The organism is Halomonas sp. MS1, from assembly GCF_024182575.1.
Lineage (GTDB): Bacteria > Pseudomonadota > Gammaproteobacteria > Pseudomonadales > Halomonadaceae > Vreelandella.
The window spans coordinates 155413-176045 of sequence record NZ_CP098926.1; the positions used below are offsets into that span (position 1 = coordinate 155413).

Consider the following 20633-nt stretch of genomic DNA (forward strand, 5'->3'; position numbering starts at 1 on the left):
TAACTCACTGTGAGCCTTTTAGTTTCTTTTCTTAAGTTCACTTGCCCGTGTTTAGAACACTCTTTAAACTACTGCGCCGCTCAGGAGATCCCCCCATGAAAATTAATGTGGTCGGCACTAGTGGTTGTGGCAAAAGCACACTGGCTAAACAACTCGCAGTAGCGCTGAACACCACTCACATTCAGCTTGACCAGCTGTTTTGGTGCGCTAACTGGGAGGGCACGCCCGACGATGTCTTTTTCAGCAAGCTGGAGGAGGCACTGTCGGCCTCCACCAATGGGTGGGTATTGGATGGCAACTTTGATCGCACGCGGCCAATTAAGTGGCGCGATGTCGATATGGTGGTGTGGATCGACTTCCCCTTCTGGCGTGTCTTCAGCCAAGCCTGCTCACGAGCCATAAAGCGTATTATTAGCAGAGAAGAGATCTGGCCCGGTACAGGAAACCGCGAAAGCTTTCGCCAAACATTTTTAAGCCGTAATTCAGTATTGCTCTGGTCGCTTAAAACATGGCATCAAAACCGCAAACGTTACTTCGCCGATATGATTGATCCACGCTATGCCCATATCCAGTTTGTGCGTTTAACCTCGCGTAGAGAAGCGCAGGTGCTAGTGGATAACCTCCACCATAATGCCTCTGTCTAAACTATGTAGCTTTTAATGCTTACCTCATGTGTATTTCCTTTGGTAAGCCGAATAGCTGCGCTAATCGGCTGCCAAGGCCCCCTTGGAAGATGTACCCCGTTTGGCATTTGCGTGAGGAGACCTGTAGGATAATTGAACAACTGTTCAACTAAGGAATTTCTATGCAACGTCATCCGCTGATTACTGCCGTGTCACTGGGTCTTTTTGCTGGTGCTGCTACGTCCACTGCACTCGCAGAGGCAACGCCACTAGAGCAGCAGCTAAAGGATCTGGAGTCGTTTCAGGTAATCGCTCATCGCGGTGCCAGCGGACATGCACCGGAAAGCACCATGGCAGCCTATGAACTGGCCCACGAGTGGGGAGCTGATTACCTGGAACTGGACGTTCAGCTCACCTCCGATGGTGAGTTAGTAGTATTCCATGATGATGCCATCGATCGCACCAGTGACGGCGAAGGCCATATTCATGATTACACGCTAGAAGAGCTAAAGGCTCTTGATACCGGTACCTGGTTCAACGACGCCAATGTCGATAAGGCAGATACGGCCTTTGAAGGAGCGCAAATACTCACACTGGAAGAGCTATTTGAGCGCTTTGGTCACGATGCTCGTTACTACATTGAAACCAAGTCCCCTCTGTTGAACCCTGGTTTAGAAGAAGCCTTGGTTGAGGCACTTGAAGAACACGAAATGATTGAAAATGGTCGGGTGCTGGTGCAATCGTTTGAGCAGGGTAGCCTACTCAAAGTACATGAGCTTAATGAACATATCCCACTCATCCAGTTGGTGTGGTACTCGCCCAGTGAGGAAGATAATGATCGTTTAGTGGAGTGGACAGGTGTTACTCCAGCGCCAGCAGACATCACTGACGAAGACTTTCAGGCAATCGCAGCGTACGCGGCAGGTATCGGCACGAATGTGACGTATAACGGCGAAGACGTTATTGATGCTGATTTTATTCGCCAAGCTCAAGAGAACGGCCTTCCCGTTCACGTTTACACCATCAATGAAACTGATGAGATGAAGCGTTTACAGGACTGGGGCGTCAACGGTTTATTTACCGATTACGCTGACCGGCTTCTTGAACTCGCGGACTAACCCAGCGTTGGCTCGCCGCTTTTACGCTCGGCTTTGGTCGGGCGTTTTAGTTGATCGAGGTGGATCCAAGCTCCCCCCTCTCAAGCCTGATAGCAATTAGCAACAGCTTAACTATCGAGAAGTAGGTTCATTGAACGCATGTATTTAGCGCTTCAAGCACTGCCCTCGTGTGTCATTGTCAATCAACCATGCGATGCGACATTTCCAGACGATACATACTTTCGTCGCAGAGCATTTCGTTGATTGTTATGTAGGTAAGATCAACAAAATTGATGTAGGGTTTAAAAACTGTGCCGTTTCGACTTAGCGTTGCCGAGCCGAGGTTCAAAAGTTTATCTGTCATCACACAAAATATTTATAAAACAAAAATTTGCCTCTAGAGACTGAAGAGGAGTAAGCGTCATCATTTCACACACATATAGCGTGCTAGTACGAATGGTATGCTGCATGGACTTGGCGTTCAGCAGGCGATGGAAAAGACTCGCGCTATGCCGTCTCTTTACTTGATACGTATCGCTTGCCAACAAATCAAACGGGGCCTTACTGGGTTGGTGCTGGCTTTTCTTTTGGCCGGACAAACCCATGCACAATCCGTTGATCAAGACGCAGCCATACTTCTAGTAGCGCACCCAGCGGTAGCCACGCAATGGCTAAACCGTGACACAACGCGGGCGATATTTGCCATGCGGCAACGTACATGGCCTGACGGCGATGCCGTACAGGTGTTTGTGCTGCCAAACCGAGATCCTGTACATGCGCGTTTCACCAAAGAGCAGCTCGCCGTTTATCCACATCAGCTACAACTGGCATGGGATCGCATGGTGTTTTCTGGCATGGGGCAAGCGCCTAATCGCGTTGCTGATCAGCTCGAAATGCGCGAGAAGATTGCAAATACTCCTGGCGCGCTGGGATATCTTGAAAGGGAGTATCTGGATGAAAATGTCCAAGTTATTTCAATGGAATGAGCATTTTTCCGTTATCCGCAGGCCCACTGTAGCCATACTCACAAGTTTGCTAGCACTGCCTATTTGCTCGTCCGCCTGGGCAAACGAAAACGTGCTCGACACTCTGCAAGTACATGGTTTCCTGAGCCAGGCGCTTATCATCACCGACGATAATGATTTCTTCGGTAGCAGCAGTGAGAATGCAGGAAGTCTGGAGTATACCGAAATAGGTGTTAACGCCTCTCTCCGCCCTCACCGCAATGTGCTGGTGGCCGCTCAGGTGCTTAGCCGTCGCGCCGGTGGTGAAACTAGCGATGCCATCCCAACGCTAGATTATGGCGTGGTGGATTATCAGATGGTCTCCAACCAGCAGCGTACTCTAGGCCTTCAGGTAGGTAGATTTAAAAACCCCTTCGGCATTTATAACCAAACGCGTGACGTCGCTTTCACGCGCCCCAGCATCTTATTGCCACAATCAATCTATTTTGATCGCACTCGATCGTTGGGAATGGCTGGCGATGGCGCCAGTATTTATCATGAAGAGCGAACCCAGTCCGGCGTTTTTCGCTTTCAAGCAGGCGTTGGTAAAACCCGCATAGAGGACGATGTCGATCAAGCGCTTGGGCTGAAGCGTTTTCCAGGATCGTTACGCGCGGGCTATTCTGCGATTGGCCAAATTCGCTATGAAGACAACGGTGGACACTTTCTAATGGCACTTAGCACCGCTAGTGCTAACGCTGACTATGAAGACGCTCAACCTCCACTAACTAATGGCAGCTTCCAGTTTCAGCCTTGGGTATTTTCATTGCAATACAATGACGAGCTGTGGAGCTTAACCTCTGAGTATGCGCTGAGAACAATTGAACTAGATGGCTTTAATCCTGCCATTGACCAGAAAAAAACCGGTGAAAGCTGGTATGTGCAGTATACGCGTCGTATGGACCATGATTGGCAGTGGTTAATTCGCTTTGATCGTTTGGTAAATGATCGAAATGACCGTTCAGGTACTCGCTACGCACAAAGTGGTTTGGGCCCTGCCCATTCTCAATTTGCAGATGACATTACCTTTGGCGTTCAGTGGACACCCAGACCCAACCTAATGTTGGCAGGTGAATATCATCATGTGGACGGTACTGGTTGGCTACCCTTACATAAAGACGCGGATGCATCTGAAACAAGCCGACATTGGAATATGTTGCTCTTCCAGCTTTCACTGCGCTTTTGATCGGGATACGCAGAGATGACCACACGTTCGTCCCCTAAAGCGCGCTACCGGCTTAGTTTGACTTGGCGTGTTATCGCGCTGAGCAGCCTATTACTGCTAGCGCTTGTGGCACTCTTTATATGGTTAGGCCAACACCAGCTCACTCAACAGTTAGAAAGTAGTCGGATGGAAAGCCATGAGCGGCAGCAGCGCGAGATAAGCTTAGCGATGCAACGCTCATCGGATAACTTACGCCAGTTGGCGGGCTTAACCGCTGCGGCGCCGGAACTTGGAAGCGCGCTACAAGAGAATAACCAGGACGAGCTAGCTGATGTGCTCAGAGCACAGTGGCCTTCTCTGCAATTAGAAGCGGGGATTGATGAAATCTTTGTTTTTAATACCCAAGGGGCAAGAGTGGGTTACTCAGGTGCCAACGACCCGCTGATTGATCTGCCCATTCAAGGCTGGATAAGTAGTGTACTAACCACAGAGTCACCCATTACCACACTACGTTGCGCCATAACATGCCAGCAGTTTGCTGCGGTTCCTGTTCTTATGGAAGGCGCTAGCATCGGCATGGTCGTATTATCGCGCTCACTTGCCGATGTTACGCGACAAGCGAAAGAAGTCTCTAATAGCGAAATAGCACTGATGGTGACAGGGCGCATTACTGGCTCCCTCCCCGCCGAGGCGCTTCTACTGGAAGATTGGAACGGCCATATTCTAGCGCTTACAAACCGTGACCAGACACTCTCTGTACTTCAACGCGCCTCTCAAGACGTCTTTCTGAATCAATTGGTTCACATGCCTTTCAGCCTTGAATACATGAACCGATATTTTGAATTAAGTGCCGTATATATGGAGGAAGACGCCGACTGGCGCAGCACTGGGTATTTCCTACTTATTTCAGATATCACTGCTCAGATCGCCGCTATTCGTACAGCAACGAAGACACTACTTGTGGTGGGCTTAGTTGGCTGGTTAGCTGCCGAGCTATTACTGTTGATTATCCTATTGGGTCCAATGGATCGGCTACGGCGAGTCGCGGGCCTATTGCCTGCGCTGGCAAACGGTGAGTTTCGTCGTGTAAGAGATAAACTACCATTGCCTCGGCGGCATTTTTCTAATGAAATTGATCGGCTGGAAGATTCAACCCGTGAGCTTTCCCACCAGCTAGAAGCACTGGAACAGAGTGTCCAAGAACATAGCGGACAGCTAGCCGAACGCGTCGATGAGCTAGCCAAAGAGCGTGATTTTGTTAATAGCCTACTCGACACTGCACAGGTCTTTATTGTTGTTCAAAATAGCACTGGGCGTATCCAACTGATTAATGGCTACACGCTAGAAAGGTTAGGGCTAAAAGACACCGATATCATTGGGCGCCATTTCTCTGACATCTTTGATCAAAGTGCTCACTTGGGATTGCCTAGCAACAATGTGGATAAAGCCGACAGCGAAAGTAATGCTAATGGCAGCACCGTGACTCACCTCAGTGTTTCCAGCCAGGAAGAAAAGACATTTCAAACTCAGGATAGACGCTCTTTTACTGTCGTTTGGTACCACGCTTCTTTGGCCAACAGTAACAATCACAACGCCTCTAAGATATCCGTTGGGCTAGACATCACCGAACGTAAAGCTGCTGAGGCACGTTTAACGTGGCTGGCGGAACACGATCCATTAACGGAACTCTATAATCGTCGCTATTTCCAAGATGCCTTGCAGCGCACTATCGCTAATCAAGCCAAAGGCGCTGTTTTGCTACTAGACCTAGACCAGTTTAAAGAGATCAATGAGCTCAGTGGCCATCATGTAGGCGACCGTCTTTTACGCGAAGTTGCTGATACGCTTTTTTTAAATCTCAGTCAGCGAAGCATTATTGCCCGCCTAGGTGGTGATGAATTTGCCCTGCTGCTGGAAGATATTAGCAGTGAACAAGCAATTAACGTGGCTGAGTATATTGCTCAGTTACTGGACGGCCTTAGCTTTTCAGCCACAGAAAGAAAGCATCATGTTTCCGCCAGCATCGGTATCGCGCTATTCCCTGTTAATGGGCAGACACCGGCTGACCTGTTAGCTAGCGCCGATATGGCCATGTACAAAGCAAAAGAGAGTGGCAACCAGCATTGGTACCTTCTCAAGCAAGCGGAAAATGCTAAAGATGAGCTTCAAGAACGCGTCTATTGGGTAGAGCGACTGCACAAGGCACTAGAAAACGACGAATTTGAACTGTGGGCGCAGCCCATTGTGCGGCTGAAGGACCGCGATATTAAGCATTACGAAGTATTGCTACGTATGCGCAATGGCGATGGTAGCTTAGTCGCTCCGGGACAATTTATACCGGTTGCTGAACAAAGCGGTTTAATTGTTCAAGTTGACCGTTGGGTGCTGCGCCATAGCCTAGCAGCACTGGCAACGCTACAAAAAGAGGGCTTGTCATTGGCTGTAAATTTATCCGGCCAGTCTTTACATGATTTAGGTTTAAAACAGTTTCTGGCAGATCAATTAAAAACCAGTGGTGCTGACCCCCATCATCTCATTTTAGAAGTAACAGAGACGGCGGCTATTACGGATTTCTCAACAGCGCGCAACGTATTGCAAGCCTTAAGGGATTTAGGCTGCCGAACAGCACTCGATGACTTTGGAATTGGATTTAGCAGTTTTCACTATCTTAGTCAGCTCCCGGTGGACTATATTAAAATTGATGGCTCTTTTATTCGCAGCTTACTTATCGATACGGATAGCCACACGCTTGTCAAAGCGATTGCCGATATAGCAAGAGGTTTCGGTAAACAGACTATTGCTGAATTTGTAGATCAAGAAGCACTGATACCTGTTCTTCTTTCGTATGGCATTCAGTATGGACAGGGCTATCATCTAGGGAAACCTGAAAAAATTCGACTTTGGTAAGTGCCGCACTCAGAAGGAAGCAACAGATGCTAGCAGGGAAAACCACCCAAGAGAGTGAGTTTGACGATAAAAGTAATCATAAGGGGATGATTGACAAATTTATCGACGAATATCATTTTTTTATTGCTAACACCGACGACCAAAAACGGCGCGCCTTTCGCCTACGGCATGATGTTTTTTTAAAAGAGTTCAACTATGAGATGCATGAGGATGAGGCGCGTTTGTACGAGTCCGACGAGTACGATAATTACTCGGTTCATTGCCTGATAGAACACAAACGTAGTGGCATTCTTGCAGGGTGCGTAAGATTAGTCATGCCCTTTTCCGGTAACACTAACCCTCCTGATCATTTACCTGTTCAAAACCAAGGGGAGCAGTTACTAAACCACCCTACATTAACGCCGTTTAAGCTACCGCCCCTTGAAACGTGTGAAGTATCACGATTAGCCATTTCTAAAAATTTCAGAACACGAAAATCTAGCACCCCAGAAGAAGTAGCAGGTAATGAAGTCGTTTTATTTTCACAAGATGAGGCAAAGACATTCTCACTCGTCGCCCTGGGTCTTTTCTTATGCACCTACTCTATCGTTGGCTTAACTAATCGCCGACATGTTTTTGCAATGATGGAACCTCGCCTTCCCCGTTTATTGGCGATATCAGGTTTTAAGTTCACCAAAGTTAGTGAGCCGATTGTGTATCATGGTACTCGCCATGCTTACTACATCGACTATCATGTGGCGAAACAAGAGATGAGCGAGCGTCTGATCCCGTTATACGAATATATCGTAAAAACATTAAAGCCTCAGATCGCTCACACATTTATCTCTTAACGCATTTTTTAAAACCCGGCTCGTTCAACGATTTAAGAAAGCGCCGTTTGCCGAAAATCATGAACTGAAATGCTGGCGAATTTTTCTAGAAAAAATACCAGTGTTTCAGGATACTGAAAGTGGCGTTCAAATGTCTCTTGCCCGTTTTTGCCACGCCGCGTCACTTTGGCATGATATTGACTGCCTACCTTAGTAACGTTAACGCTATTTTCTTGTTCACCTTCGTAATGAACAGCAGATAAAGGCGAAGCGCTATCAAGCATTTTTGCAAGCTGCTTTGCAGCATCTGCCTCTACAGGCGTTGCCCATAGTGGCTGATCACGTTTTCCATAGTGAAACAGCACGATGACCAGCATTACGGAGAAGATACTGCTTGTTAGCATCCAGGTAAGTGCAATGCTGGAAACGGGAAGGATGAAGATCACCAGCATCTGACCTACTGCCATGACTGCCAGCACCATGGCTAAGGGCTGCCACATACGGGGATTCATAAACCCACGTTTGAGTACGTAGCCCCACAGCCCTATCACGGCGAGCACTCCCAACACGAGGTGAGCCACAGCAAACGGTGTTCCCCCGCCTGAGAAAATGGCCATTAGCCCGATAAGTGGAAACAGGCTGTAAAAAGCTGCTAGCAGGTAATAAGCGCGCTGAAGATTCATCAATAGCTCCTTTTATTGTTATCGGCACTGCTTTTGGCATGCAACCAGTATAGATGAACGCGATTATCGTGCAGCGCAAGAAACCTGCTCTTTTAAACGCCTTACCCCACGGTGATGAGCTGCTTCATGCTCCGCTCGTTGGTTACTTCATTTCAAAGCCACGCTTCGCTAAAAAGTCACGCATGTGAGGACGCAGTTTTGAATCGAAGAGCGGCGTTAGATTATGCGACCAGTCAGTCGTTTTGTTACCCGTGCTGCGTGTTTGGTAGTATGCCTGCATAGTGCTGTCAAACGCCTCGACTTGCTCAGTATCTTCACGGTAAGTATCTTCCTTGAGAATAGCCTCTACCGGTAGACGCGGCTTAACCTCAGGGTCATGGGCCGGATAACCAAGGCACATACCAAACACCGGATAAACATGGTCAGGCAAGTGCAAAAGCTCGCTGATCGCCTGAGGATTATTGCGGATACCTCCGATATAACAAATGCCAAGCCCTTCAGACTCGGCGGCCACTGCAACGTTTTGTGCCACTAGAGCAGTATCAACGGTGGCGACCAATAGCTGCTCTGTCATACCTCGTTCAACGTTGGCACCTGTCCGTTCAGACGCCTCTGTCGGGCGCTTCATATCCGCACAAAATACTAAAAAAACCGCGCTACTGGCGACATAGCCTTGGCCACCGGCGTATTCCGCGATTTTCTCGCGATTCGCTGAGTCGGTGACATTAATAATGGTGTAGGCCTGCACATGGCTTGATGTCGCTGCGGCCTGGCCCGCTTTGATGAGCTCTAACAGCAGCCCACGCGAAATCTTCTGATCGGTAAATTTGCGGATAGAGCGGTGGGATTGAAGCAGTTTGATAACATCATTCATTTCGTCTCGCCTCTTAATACTTGATATAACGGATATGACAACTAGAGTGCCCTGGTTCCATGCGTTTACTCCTGAATTCAGGCTTAACGCATGCTATTGATAGCAAGCTATACTAAATCAAGCCATTGGGTCCCCCTAAGATAAATAACGCCGCTAGGAAGCCGATAATGTCTAACACCCCTCTGACACCGCAAGGGCAGGAATGGAACGCCAGCCACTACGCGGAACACGCCAATTTTGTTCCCACGTTGGGAAGCGATGTAATGAAACTTTTAGCGCCACAGCCTGGACAGCGCATCCTGGACCTTGGCTGTGGTGATGGCGCGCTCACCGAGCGTATTATGCAATTAGGTGCCGATGTGCTGGGTGTCGATGCCTCCGCAGAGATGGTCGCCGCCGCCCAACAGCGCGGGGTCACCGCTAGGGTTGTCGATGGGCACCAGTTACCCTTTGACCAAGAATTTGATGCGGTCTTCAGCAACGCAGCGTTGCACTGGATGCTGGACCCGCAAACGGTATTGGCCGGCGTAAAACGCGCACTAAAACCCGGCGGGCGTTTTGTTGCAGAGTTTGGGGGGCATGGCAACGTGGCCGCCATTTGTACGGCGCTTATTGCCTCGCTGCAGTTTCGCGGCATTAGCTCACGTGGCCGTCATCCTTGGTACTTTCCCACCCCGGAAGAGTACACAAACCTACTTCAAACGGCGGGCTTTCATGTCGATTCTATCGAGCTAATCCCTCGCCCCACACCACTACCCACGGGTATTGCTGGCTGGCTCGAAACCTTTGCAAGCCCGTTTTTGCACGGATTAGATGAGGACCTGCAGGTAGCCATTATTGATAATACGATTAACCTGCTCTCTCACAGTCTAAGTGATGGGCAAGGCAACTGGACCGCCGACTACGTCAGACTGCGGGTCTCTGCCCACGTGTGATAGCCTCGACGCCCAGAGGTTCTCACGCGAAAACCCCACCGTTAGTCAACGGTGGGGTTATTGATGACAACTCGCTACGCAGCAGTATCTTTCAGCGTTGCCATATCAATCACAAAGCGATAGCGCACGTCACCTTTCTCCATACGCTCAAAGCCCTCATTGATGTTGTTAATATCCAGCATCTCAATATCGCAAGTGATGTTCTGCTCTGCACAAAGCTTGAGCAGCTCTTCCGTTTCAGCGATACCACCAATCAGCGAACCAGCTACCACGCGACGCTTAAACACCAAATTGAATGCTTCAATAGCAGGCTCAATCGGTTCTAACAGGCCGACAATAATATGCGTGCCGTTATATTTCAGAGAAGTAAGGTAGGGGTTTAGGTCGTGCTGAACAGGAACGGTATCCAGCATGAAATCGAACGTTTCTGCGACAGCCTCCATTTGCGCCTGGTCACTGGATACCACTACGTGATCCGCACCATTGCGCTTTGCTTCTGCTACCTTGGCATCCGAGCGAGTAAAGACGGTGACTTCCGCACCCAGTGCTTTGGCCAATTTCACGCCCATATGACCGAGGCCGCCCATGCCTATCACGCCTACTTTGTGACCTTTACCAACGCCATGATGTTTGAGCGGTGAATACGTCGTAATTCCCGCACAGAGAATAGGTGCCGCGGAGGCTAGATCAATACCCTCTGGCATTTGCAGCACAAAATGCTCACTCACCACGATGGCATCTGAATAGCCGCCTTGGGTTAGCGTGCCGTCTTGGCGGTCAGGGCTGCCGTAGGTCATCGTAAACCCTTCCAGGCAGTATTGCTCCACGCCATCTTTACAAGCAGAACATGTGCGGCAAGAGTCGACCATGCAACCTACGCCGACTAAATCACCCGCCTTAAAACGTGTCACCTCATCACCAACAGCGGTTACACGGCCGACAATCTCATGGCCAGGTACCACAGGGTATTGACTCATGCCCCAGTCATCTCGGGCAAAGTGTAGGTCACTGTGACAAACACCACAGTAAAGAATTTCAATGGCAACATCATCTGGACGGGGCTCACGTCGATCAAAGGTGAATGGCGCGAGTGGTTTATCAGCAGAAAAGGCAGCATAAGATTTTGCTTGGCTCATGGAAACTCCTTAACAAGTATTCTGCAAAACGAGAAAGTGTTCCCATTATTCGCTGCTAAGCACCAGATAGCGATGAACGAAGCTACGTATTTTTTGCTCATTCCTCCATCAGAACGCAACAAAATAACAAAAAACCTCAAAAAAACATCATAATTGTCGTTTAGCTCTAATATGCACTCAGATTAGGAGTTTCTATGGTGGCCAACACCGAACTCGTCGGCAACGCACTCGCTGATTTGATCTCACCGCTAGTAACGAGGGATGGGCTAAGCGTGTCTCGGTTGCCCAGAGTGGGGCTACTGTGCCTTGGGCGGCGTCAAGAACGAACCCCGTTGATGTATGAACCTAGTCTTATCATCATCGCCCAAGGTCGTAAAATAGGCTATTTAGGCGATCGTGAGATTCATTACAATCCTGGCCACTATCTCGTACAAACCCTGCCGCTACCCTTTGAGTGTGAAACTCACGGCTCGCCGGAGGCACCTTTGCTAGGTATATCGGTGAAGCTAGACCCAGCGTTACTGAGTGAGATGGTCACCGCTATGGGCGATATGAGCCATTCACACCTGGCTCCTAAGCCGATGGCGTCAGTGGCGATGAATGACGGCATGCAAGCCGCGGTGTTGCGCTTGGCAAATGCATTACACGACGAAGTCGAGTGCATTGCCATGGGCGAAGCTAGGATACGAGAGGTGGTGTTTGAAGCGTTAAAAGGCGAGCAAGGCCGCGCCTTACGCGCACTGGTTAAAGGCCACGGTCACTATTCACGTATTGTGCAGGTACTATCGCAGTTGCATGCCCATTTTGCTGAGGACTTTACCGTCGACCAGTTAGCCCAGCAGGCCAATATGAGCATATCGACGTTTCACCAGCACTTTAAGCAGATTACACGTTCGTCACCCGCACAGTATTTAAAAAGACTGCGCCTACTTAAGGCGCAGCAACTGTTGTTGCAAGATAGCCACAATGTGAACCAAGCGGCACAAGCGGTCGGTTATCGCAGCGTGCCTCAATTTAGCAGAGACTATAAGCGCTACTTTGGCGCATCACCGCTGCAGCATAGGCGCCAGGAACAGGCCCTACGTGCTTAACCATACCCACTACTTCCCCCCACCTCGCTTGGATATTTTTCAGGACAGGTTTACTTGGCAAAAATCTGTCCCTGATCTTTAAACGCTTTAAACTCCAAGGCATTACCACAGGGATCGAGTAAGAACATGGTGGCTTGCTCCCCTACTTCGCCTTTAAAGCGAACGTATGGCGCAATCACGAAATCGGTATTGCGCGCTTTTAAGCGCTCGGCTAAGGCTTCCCACTCATCCCATTCTAGAATCACGCCAAAGTGCGGCACCGGTACATTATGGCCATCGACCGGGTTAGTGTGAGCACTCTGCTGGCCGGGTGTTTTCGGATGTTCGTGAATCACCAATTGATGGCCGAAGAAATTAAAGTCGACCCAGTGATCGCTAGAGCGCCCTTCTTCCAGGCCAAAAACGTCGTTATAAAATGCCCTGGCTAGGGCGACATCGTAAACAGGGATGGCGAGATGGAAAGGGGAAAGACTCATGGTTATCTCCTGTTGCAGCGCATTTATTCGTTGCGTTATTTGCAATGGTCAGCCGTATTACGCGGCCACTGTGTAGCCATCCTAGATCGCGCTATGCAAAAATAAAATCAATTGTTTTTTGACTTATTCACAAATATTTTTTATGAGTGTCCTTATGACAGTTCTTATGACAGAAACAGCAAATGATACGAGAACTTAAAACGCTAGTTGCCGTGGCACAGCACGGTACTTTTGCGGCGGCAGGCCTCCAGGTTGGCCTCACCCAAGCCGCGGTAAGTGCTCAAATGAAGCGTCTGGAAGAGGCCCTGGGCGTTGCGCTATTTGAACGCAGCGGCCGAACGGCGGTGCTTACTCAGCGGGGCGAAGAGACCTTGCTTCAGGCCCAAACTCTACTCGGGTTATACGCCACACTAGGCGCTTCACCGTCAGGCCAAGGGATTGGTAGCCGTGTCACTATTGGTGCCATTGCCTCTATTCAGCGTACCGTGTTGCCAGATATTGTAGCGCGCTTTCATCGGCAGTTTTCCGAGTGTCGCACCCGCATCGTGCCAGGTCTTTCCATGGACTTAATGAACCAGGTAGATGCGGGCGAGCTGGATATGGCTGTTATTATTCGGCCGCCTTTTTCGCTGCATAGCGATCTGCGTTGGACGCCCCTTGCCCACGAGCCGTTTCGCTTGCTTGTCCCGCGCGAGCTACCCGGTGATTGCTGGCGGGAGCTGCTAACCCACTCCCCTTTTGTTCGCTACGACCGCGCCTCTTTCGGTGGACGCCAAGTAGACCGTTTTTTAAGGGACAACCACTGCCAAGTTCGCGACCTGTGTGAGCTGGACGAGCTTGAAGCCATTGTGAAGCTGGTGGGTAACGCCGTGGGCGTTGCTTTAGTACCGCAACCGATAGCGCTAAAACGCTGGCCCCAAACAGTTCGCGCCATCTCGTTAGAAGCGCATACGTTTCATCGAGATATTGGGTTAGTGCATCGCGCTGTTGGCCACCTAAGCGAACCTGCCCGTGCCTTTACCCAGCTTCTAGCTGAATCATCACAGCAGCTCTAAACTGCCACCTGCAACAGCCATTGATAAGGAGATGTAGACCATGAACCCCGAAGACCTTGAGAAACTGGTAACGCGTACCATGCCCTTTGGCAAATACGAAGGCTGGCTTATTGCCGATTTGCCTGGTCCCTATTTGAACTGGTTTGCTCGGGAAGGGTTTCCAAAAGGAGAAATTGGTCAACTCCTGCATTTAATGCATGAAATTGACCACAATGGTTTAAGCGACTTGCTCAACCCGCTGCGCAAAAATTGAATTTTCTCAAAACTGTCTTCTCCTCAAAACTGATTTCTTTTCAAAACTAAGAACGACACCATTCGTTAATGGCTTGCTCACGTTCGGCATAGTAAAACGCTTCTTGCTGGGATGGCGCTGAAGGAAAACGCCCTAATTCCACGGCAAGCTCAAAAAAACCTGCCGCTGGAAGCCCTTTGCCACTTCGGCTAATCACAAGCGTTGCAATAAAAGGCTTTCCTGCGGCGGCGTCTTCTCTCATTAGCTGTTCAAGTGCCTGCGCGATACGTTGAATAGTCTTAGGTGGCGAAAGGCCTAGCGCATTCGCCGCTTGCTGATAGGTTATCGGTAAAGCACTGCTCGGGGTCGTCGCCAGTAACTCTCGCAAGGAGGGGGCTAATGCAGTCGCTAATGTCATGCTTGTCTTAATCTCTCAAATTATAAAAAGCTCAAGTTGTAAAAACTGACGTCCATTTGCGTCACAGCGAATACTTGCGTTACTGCTAACAGCAGCATAGTAGGGTGTCTTAGCCAACTCGTCTAACGAAGACAGATGACCTAGCGCAATCTATGCTAAGTAAATCAACATCGTATTCATAATGAGGGAAGAACTATGGCAAAGGAGCGCTCAGCTCGTTCGCGTAGAGGAGGAGTTTGGCCAACGCTACTAGCCTGGCTCAGTGTCATTGCACTGATAGCATCAGCCTTGTTAATGGCTGGTGCAGGGCCAGCCTATCGCTGGGAGTTGATTGGCCTGGGCGACGCTTTCAACCTGATGCGCAATGGTGTCTATGCAGCAACCGCAGCTGTGGCTATCAGTGTCTTGCTGTTGCTCATCAGCGCCTTTACCCGCCGCATGGGTGCTGGCGTAGTGGCTATCTTCGTTATTGTTGCAACCGCTGCCTTGTTATATATACCTTGGCAGCAATGGCAGCGTGCACAGCAGGCACCCGCCATTCATGACATAACCACCGACACCCAAAACCCACCCGACTTTGTCGCGCTAAGAGACGCCCGCGAGGCAGCACCTAATGCCGTTGATTACCCAGGAGAAGCTACCGCGCGTCAGCAACAAAATGCTTATCCACATGTGCGACCTTTACAAGTAACTGCGCCTAAAGCGACCGTTCTTGCGGCAGTTCAGGCAGAAGTAGAAGCGTCCGGCTGGCAGATCGCCGCGATAACAGAGAGTACTATCGAAGCAACCGCCACGACCCGTTGGTTTGGCTTTGAAGATGACGTCATCATTCGTCTTACTGAGCAACAAAACGGCGTGCAGGTAGATATGCGCTCAGCCTCCCGGCTGGGAACCAGCGATGTCGGCACCAACGCACTGCGTATCGAAACCTTCCTGGATAATCTGGCTAAGCGGCTAGAATAACGGCCTTATCTGATGCGGCTTGCAGCTATTGACCGATTTAACGGTAGAGAGCCAGTATCAATGCACTTCTTTCAGTGCATTTGGTTAGTACGCGCGGCAGCTTCTCTGCTCAGAATTTGCTGCGCATCTAGCGAGCCAATCGCCACCTCTACATTTTTTGGAATATCACCGCTAAGCTGAAGCGCCTGGTAGCGCAGCGCGCAGACACGCAAAAATGAGGTGAAATTACCAAGATCGTGGCCAGCATCAATCGACTCATGATAAAGCCGCGTAATCAGTTGAGCCGTGTTCATCCCATCCCGTTGAGCCATCTCTTCCAGCAGGTGCCAGAAGTAGTTTTCCATGCGAACGCTGGTCACCATGCCATCAATGCGCAGCGAGTGCGTGGCACTACGCCATAGCTCAGGGTCGGCATCAATAAACAACTTGCACATCGTTATGCCCTCTCCGCTATCAAACTCTACTATTAAGCTACTAGGCAAGATCTGATATCGAGTAAATTCTGCTTTTTAGCATAGCGGCTAACAGACAACGCGCCCAACCGTATTGAGTTCGATACCGCTGGGCACGAAAGGGGTACCTATCAGCAGTGCTACTTATCCAATAGCGCCATAAACTGGGCAAGCCAAGCAGGATGAGCGGGCCATGCAGGTGCAGTGACCAGGTTGCCATCCGTCACTGCATCAGTGACCTCCAAGTTTGCGAAGTGGCCACCGGCAAGTTCCACTTCTGGCTGGCAAGCCGGATAAGCGGAACACTGCTTACCTTCAAGCACCTTAGCAGCGGCCAGCAACTGGGCGCCATGACAGATAGCAGCGACCGGCTTCTGGGTGTCAAAAAAGTGCTTCACCATCGCCAGTACTTCCTGGTTTAAGCGCAAGTATTCCGGTGCGCGGCCACCAGGAACCACCAAGGCGTCGTAGTCAGCCGGGTTAACTTTGGCAAAATCAGCATTCAGAGCGAAACGATGGCCGGGCTTTTCAGTATACGTTTGGTCACCTTCAAAATCGTGAATAGCCGTTGCCACGGTATCACCGGCGACCTTGTCGGGACATACCGCGTCGACTTGATGGCCAACCGCCATCAGTGCCTGGAAAGGCACCATCGTTTCATAATCTTCAGTGAAATCGCCGGTAATCATTAAAATTCGTTTGTTGCTCATCTCACTTCTCCTTGTCGTTATTGGTCGAGGCACAGAGCACACGAAGGGTGTGTTAAATGAGAGTAGCAAGTGCAGCTTCGCAGCGGGTAGTAAGCCACTACTACATCCACTCACGACAAGGCTTATGACATCGGTTAGCTAGATTATGCAGGCCGCTCAAGAGCAAACCGGTCACTGATGCGTACATAATCACTGCCTGCCAAGCGCCCTACTGGCTTTAGCACGTCCATATTGATATGCCGACCATCCCATATCGCGTCATCAATATGAATAGCGACAATCTCAGCCAGCACTAACGATCCCGCTAATGGCTGATCGCCAAAACGAATTAAGTCGCGCAGCTTGCAACCAAAGGCGACCGGGGCACCTGCAATACGTGGCACGCTGATTCCCGGCATTTCAGCCTTCTCTAGCCCCGCTAATAAGAACTCGTCTTGCTCGGGAGGAACACTGGCGCTGGTCGTGTTGAGCGCTTCTATCAACGTTTCATTGCCTATATGCACGACGCATTCGGCTAGTTCGGTTAAATTGCGCAGCGTGTCTTTGGGCAGCCCGCTGCCGTCGAGCAGCGGTGAAAAAGCCAGGATGGGGGGATTAACGCTGGCTACGTTAAAAAAGGAGAACGGTGCGAGGTTTGTATTGCCGTTCTTATCTTGAGTTGACACCCATGCAATTGGCCTTGGACAGACACTGCCTGACAGCAAACGGTAGATAACACCAGCACTCAAAGGTTGTTCATCGAGTAAGTAATCCATGGGTATTCCTATGGCAGTGGTTATAAAGAGTAGCAAGCTACTTTAAAGTTGTGCCCCTAGCCGGGCAACCCAACAAGCCCCGTAAGCTATCCATCGCCCGAGCATAGTATTCATGAGACATGCCCTTGATCCGTCTCAAATCGGCTCCTCGGCGCTAAGTATGCTAGCCTTACGAGCCACACGCGACATAAAGGAACTGAATGCTCACTATCTCAAATAACGTGACGATAGCGGACTGGGAAATCGATATTAGTCAGATCAGAGCGCAAGGCTCGGGTGGCCAAAACGTCAATAAAGTCGCCTCTGCGGTGCATTTACGTTTCGATATTCAAAGCTCTACACTACCGCCGATTTATAAAGAGCGTTTAATGGCACTGTCTGATCAGCGTATTAGTAAAGAGGGCGTGGTGATTATCAAAGCGCAAAGCTATCGCACCCTGGAATTGAACAAAGAGGACGCTCTTGCACGCTTAAAAGCACTGATTCAAAGTGCTGGCAAGCAGCAGAAAACGCGGCGGCCAACTAAGCCCACCAAAGGCTCACAGCGACGCCGTGTGGACCACAAAACGCGTAAAGGCAAAACGAAGTCACTGCGTGGTAAAGTGCCACTCTCATAAGAAGTGAACAGAGTAAGTAATTCTCGCCTAGCGCCGTTTTCTCACCACTGCATTGAGCTTAGCCATCATGTCCAGCGACTCATCCACTACACTCTGCGCTGCTCGTCCGCTGTCGCCCTGCATTCAGGTATGCAACATTGATCCAGCCTCTTCATTGTGCCAAGGCTGCGGTCGGACGCTAGATGAAATTGCCTGTTGGGGAAGTATGACCGAGGCCGAGAAGACCCCGGTATGGGAGCGACTTGAGCAAACAGGCTATGTCGACGCATTACGCAGAGAAGAGCGCTAGCCCTCTTCTGTATGCCGGTCACTCAGAATGTGATGCAGTTCGCCACACGCTACCATCGGGTCGTCGCAGTTAATCACGATGTTTGATTCTGCCAACACATAGCTACGGCCAGTCGTGGTGTTCTCCACCACTTGATAAGCGCCTTCTTGATGCGTGCCGGTGAAGGTACCAATAAACCCCGTTTCACGTAGTGATACGGTTTCTAACTTATCACCGATTCTCAGCCGACCTTCATAATTCATCAGCGCCAACCGCGCTGAGGTGCCCGTGCCAGTGGTGCTACGACAAATAACACCAGGATGTACATACGTTGTTGAACGCGAGCGAATATAGCCTTCAGCTACTTTTTCTTCCGGCCCCATAAAATGTAAAAACGGCAATGGCCCTACATCTCCCAGGGTGTAATGGGAAAAGCCGCGCTGCGCTTGGATCGCCTCAACAATTTTATAAGCACAAGCGGCAAGCGCCTGCTCCTCACTGCGTACTAGCTTGAAGCCTAACTCTTCGGCATCTACCAAGGCATAAAAGCCACCGCTGTAAGCGACTGAGTAGGTAATTGCTCCAAGTTCAGGAACTTGAATCGTATCGCGATAGGTGTCGATATAGCTTGGCAGGCCTTCACAGGTAACAGACTCCACTACCCCATTGCTCACCTTCGCTTCAATTTGCACCAAGCCTGCGGGTGCTTCCAGTTTAAAGCGTTGAATACCTTCCTGCTTGGGGACCAGCCCACTTTCTAACACAGCAGTGGCTGTACACAGCGTGTTAGAACCCGAATAAATCGGGTAGCCCATGACCTCCATAATGATATAGCCCGCGACGGCGTCCGGATGCGAGGAAGGCACCAACAGATCTACCGACATCTCCGGAATACCATACGGCTCTTCTAGCAACAGCCGTCGCAAACCATCGGCATCATCACGCAGAAACTCCATTTGTTGGCGTACTGTGGCACCAGGAAGCACACCGATCCCCCCCGTCACAATACGGCTAACATCACCACCGGCATGAGTATCCATCAGCTGAATCGTATGCAGATTTTTCATTAGCACTGCTCCTAGGCGGTGGTGAGGGCAAACGGCGCACCATGGGTTTCCCACTGCGCATCAGGAACAATAACTATTTTTCCCAGGTAGTTACTGCCACGGTTTACAAAGTAGCGCTCAGCGTTATGTAGATCCGATAGTTTAAAGGCCGCGTGCAGCACTGGTTTTAGCGCCCCACTGCGAATCCACTCGATCAGTTGTTCAGCCTCTTCGCGAGTGCCATGGGAAACACCAAAAATCTGCACTTGGTACAAGTAGACGCGAGTCCACATAATCTCGCTGATATTGCCACCACTCGCACCTGCAATGGAAAGCCGCGGATAACTGCTACGGCCTTGCATATCAACAATCATGGTATCGATAAACAGATCGGTCATCTGCCCACCGACCAAGTCCATCACTGCATCAATCGGCTTACCATCAGTGGTCGCCAATACACGCTCAACAAACGTCGATAAATCACCCCGATCGATGACGACTTCTGCACCCAACGCCAGCAGCGCATCGGCTTTATCCGGCTGGCTGACAGCGTAAGGAATAGCGCCCACGACCCGACAAAGCTGAATTAACGCCGTTCCGACACCGCCACTGGCGCCTGTCACCAGCACACGTTCACCCGCGCCAATGTTGGCAGACGTCATCATGTGATAAGCCGTCTGATACGAGCACATCCCCATCGCAGCAAGCTCTGCATCGTGCAATTCAGGGTTGGGAACATGATGAAACTGGTCGGCTGGGACGACGACAAAATCAGCATAGCCACCATCAGCCCCGTGGCCATAATAATCTGGCGTCAGATTGATATCGCGACGCTCATCAGCGTAAATATTAAAATCGAGCAGGCCTCGTTCTCCAATACGTGAAGCATCCACGCCCTCGCCTACTGCCGCCACGCGTCCAGCAATATCAGCCCCTTGAATACGAGGAAATGTCAGTGTGGGCGATCCTCCCATCGCAAACGATGTGACCTCCTCTTTCCCTTTCGTAGGATAAAGCCCTTCACGCGCTTTCCGGTCAGTATTATTTTTGGCCGTTGCTGTTACCTGAACCAGCACTTGCCCCGCCCCTGGTTTAGGGGTCATAACATCCTGCCGGTACTGCAATTTATCTATATCACCATGGCCTGTTAACAACATGGCAGACATCGTTTTCGGTACTTGAGGTACAGCTTCGGCCATAAATTTCTCCGTTGTGAAACGTTGGATGAACCTAGCTGACAATAGCAAACTTTCGCCGCCACTCAAGAGTAATAATAAAAACGGCGTCAACGGATATAAACCATTGACGCCGTTAATA

23 protein-coding genes are annotated in these 20633 nt (G+C 50.1%); 13 read left to right on the plus strand and 10 right to left on the minus strand.

The annotated features are described in order from the left end of the window. The first annotated feature begins 95 nt into the window (after positions 1-95). The 6 genes from NF683_RS00730 to NF683_RS00755 all read left to right on the plus strand — a co-directional run bounded on the left by NF683_RS00730 (position 96) and on the right by NF683_RS00755 (position 7626). Complete coding sequence (locus NF683_RS00730; RefSeq protein WP_253921014.1) at positions 96-644, plus strand: P-loop NTPase family protein; 549 nt, start codon at positions 96-98, stop codon at positions 642-644. Positions 645-805: 161 nt separating this feature from the next. Continuing rightward, positions 806-1741, plus strand: coding sequence for a glycerophosphodiester phosphodiesterase family protein (locus tag NF683_RS00735; RefSeq protein ID WP_193068780.1), 936 nt, complete (start codon positions 806-808; stop codon positions 1739-1741). A gap of 440 nt (positions 1742-2181) precedes the next feature. Further along, on the plus strand, positions 2182-2706 hold the full coding sequence (locus NF683_RS00740) for a hypothetical protein (RefSeq protein WP_226912961.1): 525 nt from the start codon (positions 2182-2184) through the stop codon (positions 2704-2706). Continuing rightward, entirely contained in the window at positions 2675-3910 is a 1236-nt protein-coding gene (locus tag NF683_RS00745) for a hypothetical protein (protein WP_198361364.1), read from the plus strand. The genes NF683_RS00740 and NF683_RS00745 overlap by 32 nt, the downstream gene beginning before the upstream one ends. 15 nt (positions 3911-3925) lie before the next feature. After that, positions 3926-6796: a bifunctional diguanylate cyclase/phosphodiesterase gene (locus NF683_RS00750; RefSeq protein ID WP_253921015.1), complete on the plus strand. Its 2871-nt coding sequence runs from the start codon at positions 3926-3928 to the stop codon at positions 6794-6796. A gap of 26 nt (positions 6797-6822) precedes the next feature. After that, a complete protein-coding gene (locus tag NF683_RS00755; protein WP_193068279.1) occupies positions 6823-7626 on the plus strand; it encodes a PEP-CTERM/exosortase system-associated acyltransferase in 804 nt (267 codons plus the stop codon). Positions 7627-7658: 32 nt separating this feature from the next. Here the strand turns inward: NF683_RS00755 and NF683_RS00760 are convergent, their stop codons facing one another. Together NF683_RS00760 and nfsA are read right to left on the minus strand one after the other, a co-directional pair. Then, positions 7659-8288, minus strand: coding sequence for a hypothetical protein (locus tag NF683_RS00760; protein ID WP_193068278.1), 630 nt, complete (start codon positions 8286-8288; stop codon positions 7659-7661). 142 nt (positions 8289-8430) lie between these two features. After that, a complete protein-coding gene (gene nfsA / locus NF683_RS00765) occupies positions 8431-9162 on the minus strand; it encodes an oxygen-insensitive NADPH nitroreductase (protein WP_193059834.1) in 732 nt (243 codons plus the stop codon). A gap of 167 nt (positions 9163-9329) precedes the next feature. Between nfsA and NF683_RS00770 the strand changes: the two genes are divergently transcribed. Continuing rightward, positions 9330-10097 (plus strand): class I SAM-dependent methyltransferase, encoded by a 768-nt coding sequence (locus tag NF683_RS00770; RefSeq protein WP_089039478.1) that lies wholly within the window; start codon positions 9330-9332, stop codon positions 10095-10097. Between the two features lie 74 nt (positions 10098-10171). Here NF683_RS00770 and NF683_RS00775 read toward each other — a convergent pair whose 3' ends face one another. Further along, positions 10172-11233, minus strand: a complete 1062-nt coding sequence (locus NF683_RS00775) for an NAD(P)-dependent alcohol dehydrogenase (RefSeq protein WP_193059832.1) — start codon at positions 11231-11233, stop codon at positions 10172-10174. Positions 11234-11427: 194 nt separating this feature from the next. Between NF683_RS00775 and NF683_RS00780 the strand changes: the two genes are divergently transcribed. Then, complete coding sequence (locus NF683_RS00780) at positions 11428-12324, plus strand: AraC family transcriptional regulator (protein ID WP_193059831.1); 897 nt, start codon at positions 11428-11430, stop codon at positions 12322-12324. A gap of 50 nt (positions 12325-12374) precedes the next feature. Here the strand turns inward: NF683_RS00780 and NF683_RS00785 are convergent, their stop codons facing one another. Then, entirely contained in the window at positions 12375-12800 is a 426-nt protein-coding gene (locus NF683_RS00785) for a VOC family protein (protein WP_089039479.1), read from the minus strand. A 182-nt stretch (positions 12801-12982) separates the two neighbouring features. Here NF683_RS00785 and NF683_RS00790 point away from each other — a divergent pair, with 182 nt between their 5' ends. After that, entirely contained in the window at positions 12983-13855 is an 873-nt protein-coding gene (locus NF683_RS00790) for a LysR substrate-binding domain-containing protein (RefSeq protein WP_193068276.1), read from the plus strand. Positions 13856-13895: 40 nt separating this feature from the next. Further along, positions 13896-14108: a DUF3820 family protein gene (locus NF683_RS00795; protein WP_038477229.1), complete on the plus strand. Its 213-nt coding sequence runs from the start codon at positions 13896-13898 to the stop codon at positions 14106-14108. A 46-nt stretch (positions 14109-14154) separates the two neighbouring features. Here the strand turns inward: NF683_RS00795 and NF683_RS00800 are convergent, their stop codons facing one another. Further along, positions 14155-14505 (minus strand): hypothetical protein, encoded by a 351-nt coding sequence (locus NF683_RS00800; protein WP_193068275.1) that lies wholly within the window; start codon positions 14503-14505, stop codon positions 14155-14157. A 195-nt stretch (positions 14506-14700) separates the two neighbouring features. On the opposite strand from NF683_RS00800, the gene NF683_RS00805 reads away from it, so the two are divergent. After that, positions 14701-15468, plus strand: coding sequence for a DUF1499 domain-containing protein (locus tag NF683_RS00805; protein ID WP_193085821.1), 768 nt, complete (start codon positions 14701-14703; stop codon positions 15466-15468). A 71-nt stretch (positions 15469-15539) separates the two neighbouring features. Here the strand turns inward: NF683_RS00805 and NF683_RS00810 are convergent, their stop codons facing one another. From NF683_RS00810 to NF683_RS00820, 3 genes are all read right to left on the minus strand, one after another. Further along, positions 15540-15902, minus strand: a complete 363-nt coding sequence (locus tag NF683_RS00810; RefSeq protein ID WP_038477238.1) for a ribbon-helix-helix domain-containing protein — start codon at positions 15900-15902, stop codon at positions 15540-15542. Between the two features lie 158 nt (positions 15903-16060). Further along, positions 16061-16630 (minus strand): DJ-1/PfpI family protein, encoded by a 570-nt coding sequence (locus NF683_RS00815; protein WP_095603895.1) that lies wholly within the window; start codon positions 16628-16630, stop codon positions 16061-16063. A gap of 143 nt (positions 16631-16773) precedes the next feature. Next, complete coding sequence (locus NF683_RS00820; RefSeq protein WP_089039484.1) at positions 16774-17385, minus strand: flavin reductase family protein; 612 nt, start codon at positions 17383-17385, stop codon at positions 16774-16776. Positions 17386-17585: 200 nt separating this feature from the next. On the opposite strand from NF683_RS00820, the gene arfB reads away from it, so the two are divergent. Together arfB and NF683_RS00830 are read left to right on the plus strand one after the other, a co-directional pair. Next, a complete protein-coding gene (gene arfB, locus NF683_RS00825; protein WP_038477244.1) occupies positions 17586-18002 on the plus strand; it encodes an alternative ribosome rescue aminoacyl-tRNA hydrolase ArfB in 417 nt (138 codons plus the stop codon). 67 nt (positions 18003-18069) lie between these two features. Further along, entirely contained in the window at positions 18070-18291 is a 222-nt protein-coding gene (locus NF683_RS00830; protein WP_089039485.1) for a DUF1289 domain-containing protein, read from the plus strand. Here the strand turns inward: NF683_RS00830 and NF683_RS00835 are convergent. Both NF683_RS00835 and NF683_RS00840 read right to left on the minus strand, forming a co-directional pair. Continuing rightward, positions 18288-19337, minus strand: a complete 1050-nt coding sequence (locus tag NF683_RS00835) for a proline racemase family protein (protein WP_089039486.1) — start codon at positions 19335-19337, stop codon at positions 18288-18290. The genes NF683_RS00830 and NF683_RS00835 overlap by 4 nt on opposite strands. An 11-nt stretch (positions 19338-19348) precedes the next feature. Then, positions 19349-20515, minus strand: coding sequence for a zinc-binding dehydrogenase (locus NF683_RS00840; RefSeq protein ID WP_193068274.1), 1167 nt, complete (start codon positions 20513-20515; stop codon positions 19349-19351). Positions 20516-20633 lie beyond the last annotated feature (118 nt).

Excerpts from the sequence above, each read along its gene's own strand:
- NF683_RS00805 (WP_193085821.1), top strand. The coding sequence starts at position 14,701 with ATGGCAAAGGAGCGCTCAGCTCGTTCGCGTAGAGGAGGAGTTTGGCCA.
- NF683_RS00815 (WP_095603895.1), bottom strand. The coding sequence starts at position 16,630 with ATGAGCAACAAACGAATTTTAATGATTACCGGCGATTTCACTGAAGAT.
- NF683_RS00735 (WP_193068780.1), top strand. The coding sequence starts at position 806 with ATGCAACGTCATCCGCTGATTACTGCCGTGTCACTGGGTCTTTTTGCT.
- NF683_RS00745 (WP_198361364.1), top strand. The coding sequence starts at position 2,675 with ATGAAAATGTCCAAGTTATTTCAATGGAATGAGCATTTTTCCGTTATC.
- NF683_RS00775 (WP_193059832.1), bottom strand. The coding sequence starts at position 11,233 with ATGAGCCAAGCAAAATCTTATGCTGCCTTTTCTGCTGATAAACCACTC.
- NF683_RS00760 (WP_193068278.1), bottom strand. The coding sequence starts at position 8,288 with ATGAATCTTCAGCGCGCTTATTACCTGCTAGCAGCTTTTTACAGCCTG.
- arfB (WP_038477244.1), top strand. The coding sequence starts at position 17,586 with ATGCTCACTATCTCAAATAACGTGACGATAGCGGACTGGGAAATCGAT.
- NF683_RS00785 (WP_089039479.1), bottom strand. The coding sequence starts at position 12,800 with ATGAGTCTTTCCCCTTTCCATCTCGCCATCCCTGTTTACGATGTCGCC.
- NF683_RS00810 (WP_038477238.1), bottom strand. The coding sequence starts at position 15,902 with ATGTGCAAGTTGTTTATTGATGCCGACCCTGAGCTATGGCGTAGTGCC.
- NF683_RS00790 (WP_193068276.1), top strand. The coding sequence starts at position 12,983 with ATGATACGAGAACTTAAAACGCTAGTTGCCGTGGCACAGCACGGTACT.
- NF683_RS00830 (WP_089039485.1), top strand. The coding sequence starts at position 18,070 with ATGTCCAGCGACTCATCCACTACACTCTGCGCTGCTCGTCCGCTGTCG.
- NF683_RS00795 (WP_038477229.1), top strand. The coding sequence starts at position 13,896 with ATGAACCCCGAAGACCTTGAGAAACTGGTAACGCGTACCATGCCCTTT.
- NF683_RS00750 (WP_253921015.1), top strand. The coding sequence starts at position 3,926 with ATGACCACACGTTCGTCCCCTAAAGCGCGCTACCGGCTTAGTTTGACT.
- nfsA (WP_193059834.1), bottom strand. The coding sequence starts at position 9,162 with ATGAATGATGTTATCAAACTGCTTCAATCCCACCGCTCTATCCGCAAA.
- NF683_RS00835 (WP_089039486.1), bottom strand. The coding sequence starts at position 19,337 with ATGAAAAATCTGCATACGATTCAGCTGATGGATACTCATGCCGGTGGT.
- NF683_RS00820 (WP_089039484.1), bottom strand. The coding sequence starts at position 17,385 with ATGGATTACTTACTCGATGAACAACCTTTGAGTGCTGGTGTTATCTAC.
- NF683_RS00730 (WP_253921014.1), top strand. The coding sequence starts at position 96 with ATGAAAATTAATGTGGTCGGCACTAGTGGTTGTGGCAAAAGCACACTG.
- NF683_RS00740 (WP_226912961.1), top strand. The coding sequence starts at position 2,182 with ATGCTGCATGGACTTGGCGTTCAGCAGGCGATGGAAAAGACTCGCGCT.
- NF683_RS00800 (WP_193068275.1), bottom strand. The coding sequence starts at position 14,505 with ATGACATTAGCGACTGCATTAGCCCCCTCCTTGCGAGAGTTACTGGCG.
- NF683_RS00770 (WP_089039478.1), top strand. The coding sequence starts at position 9,330 with ATGTCTAACACCCCTCTGACACCGCAAGGGCAGGAATGGAACGCCAGC.
- NF683_RS00755 (WP_193068279.1), top strand. The coding sequence starts at position 6,823 with ATGCTAGCAGGGAAAACCACCCAAGAGAGTGAGTTTGACGATAAAAGT.
- NF683_RS00780 (WP_193059831.1), top strand. The coding sequence starts at position 11,428 with ATGGTGGCCAACACCGAACTCGTCGGCAACGCACTCGCTGATTTGATC.
- NF683_RS00840 (WP_193068274.1), bottom strand. The coding sequence starts at position 20,515 with ATGGCCGAAGCTGTACCTCAAGTACCGAAAACGATGTCTGCCATGTTG.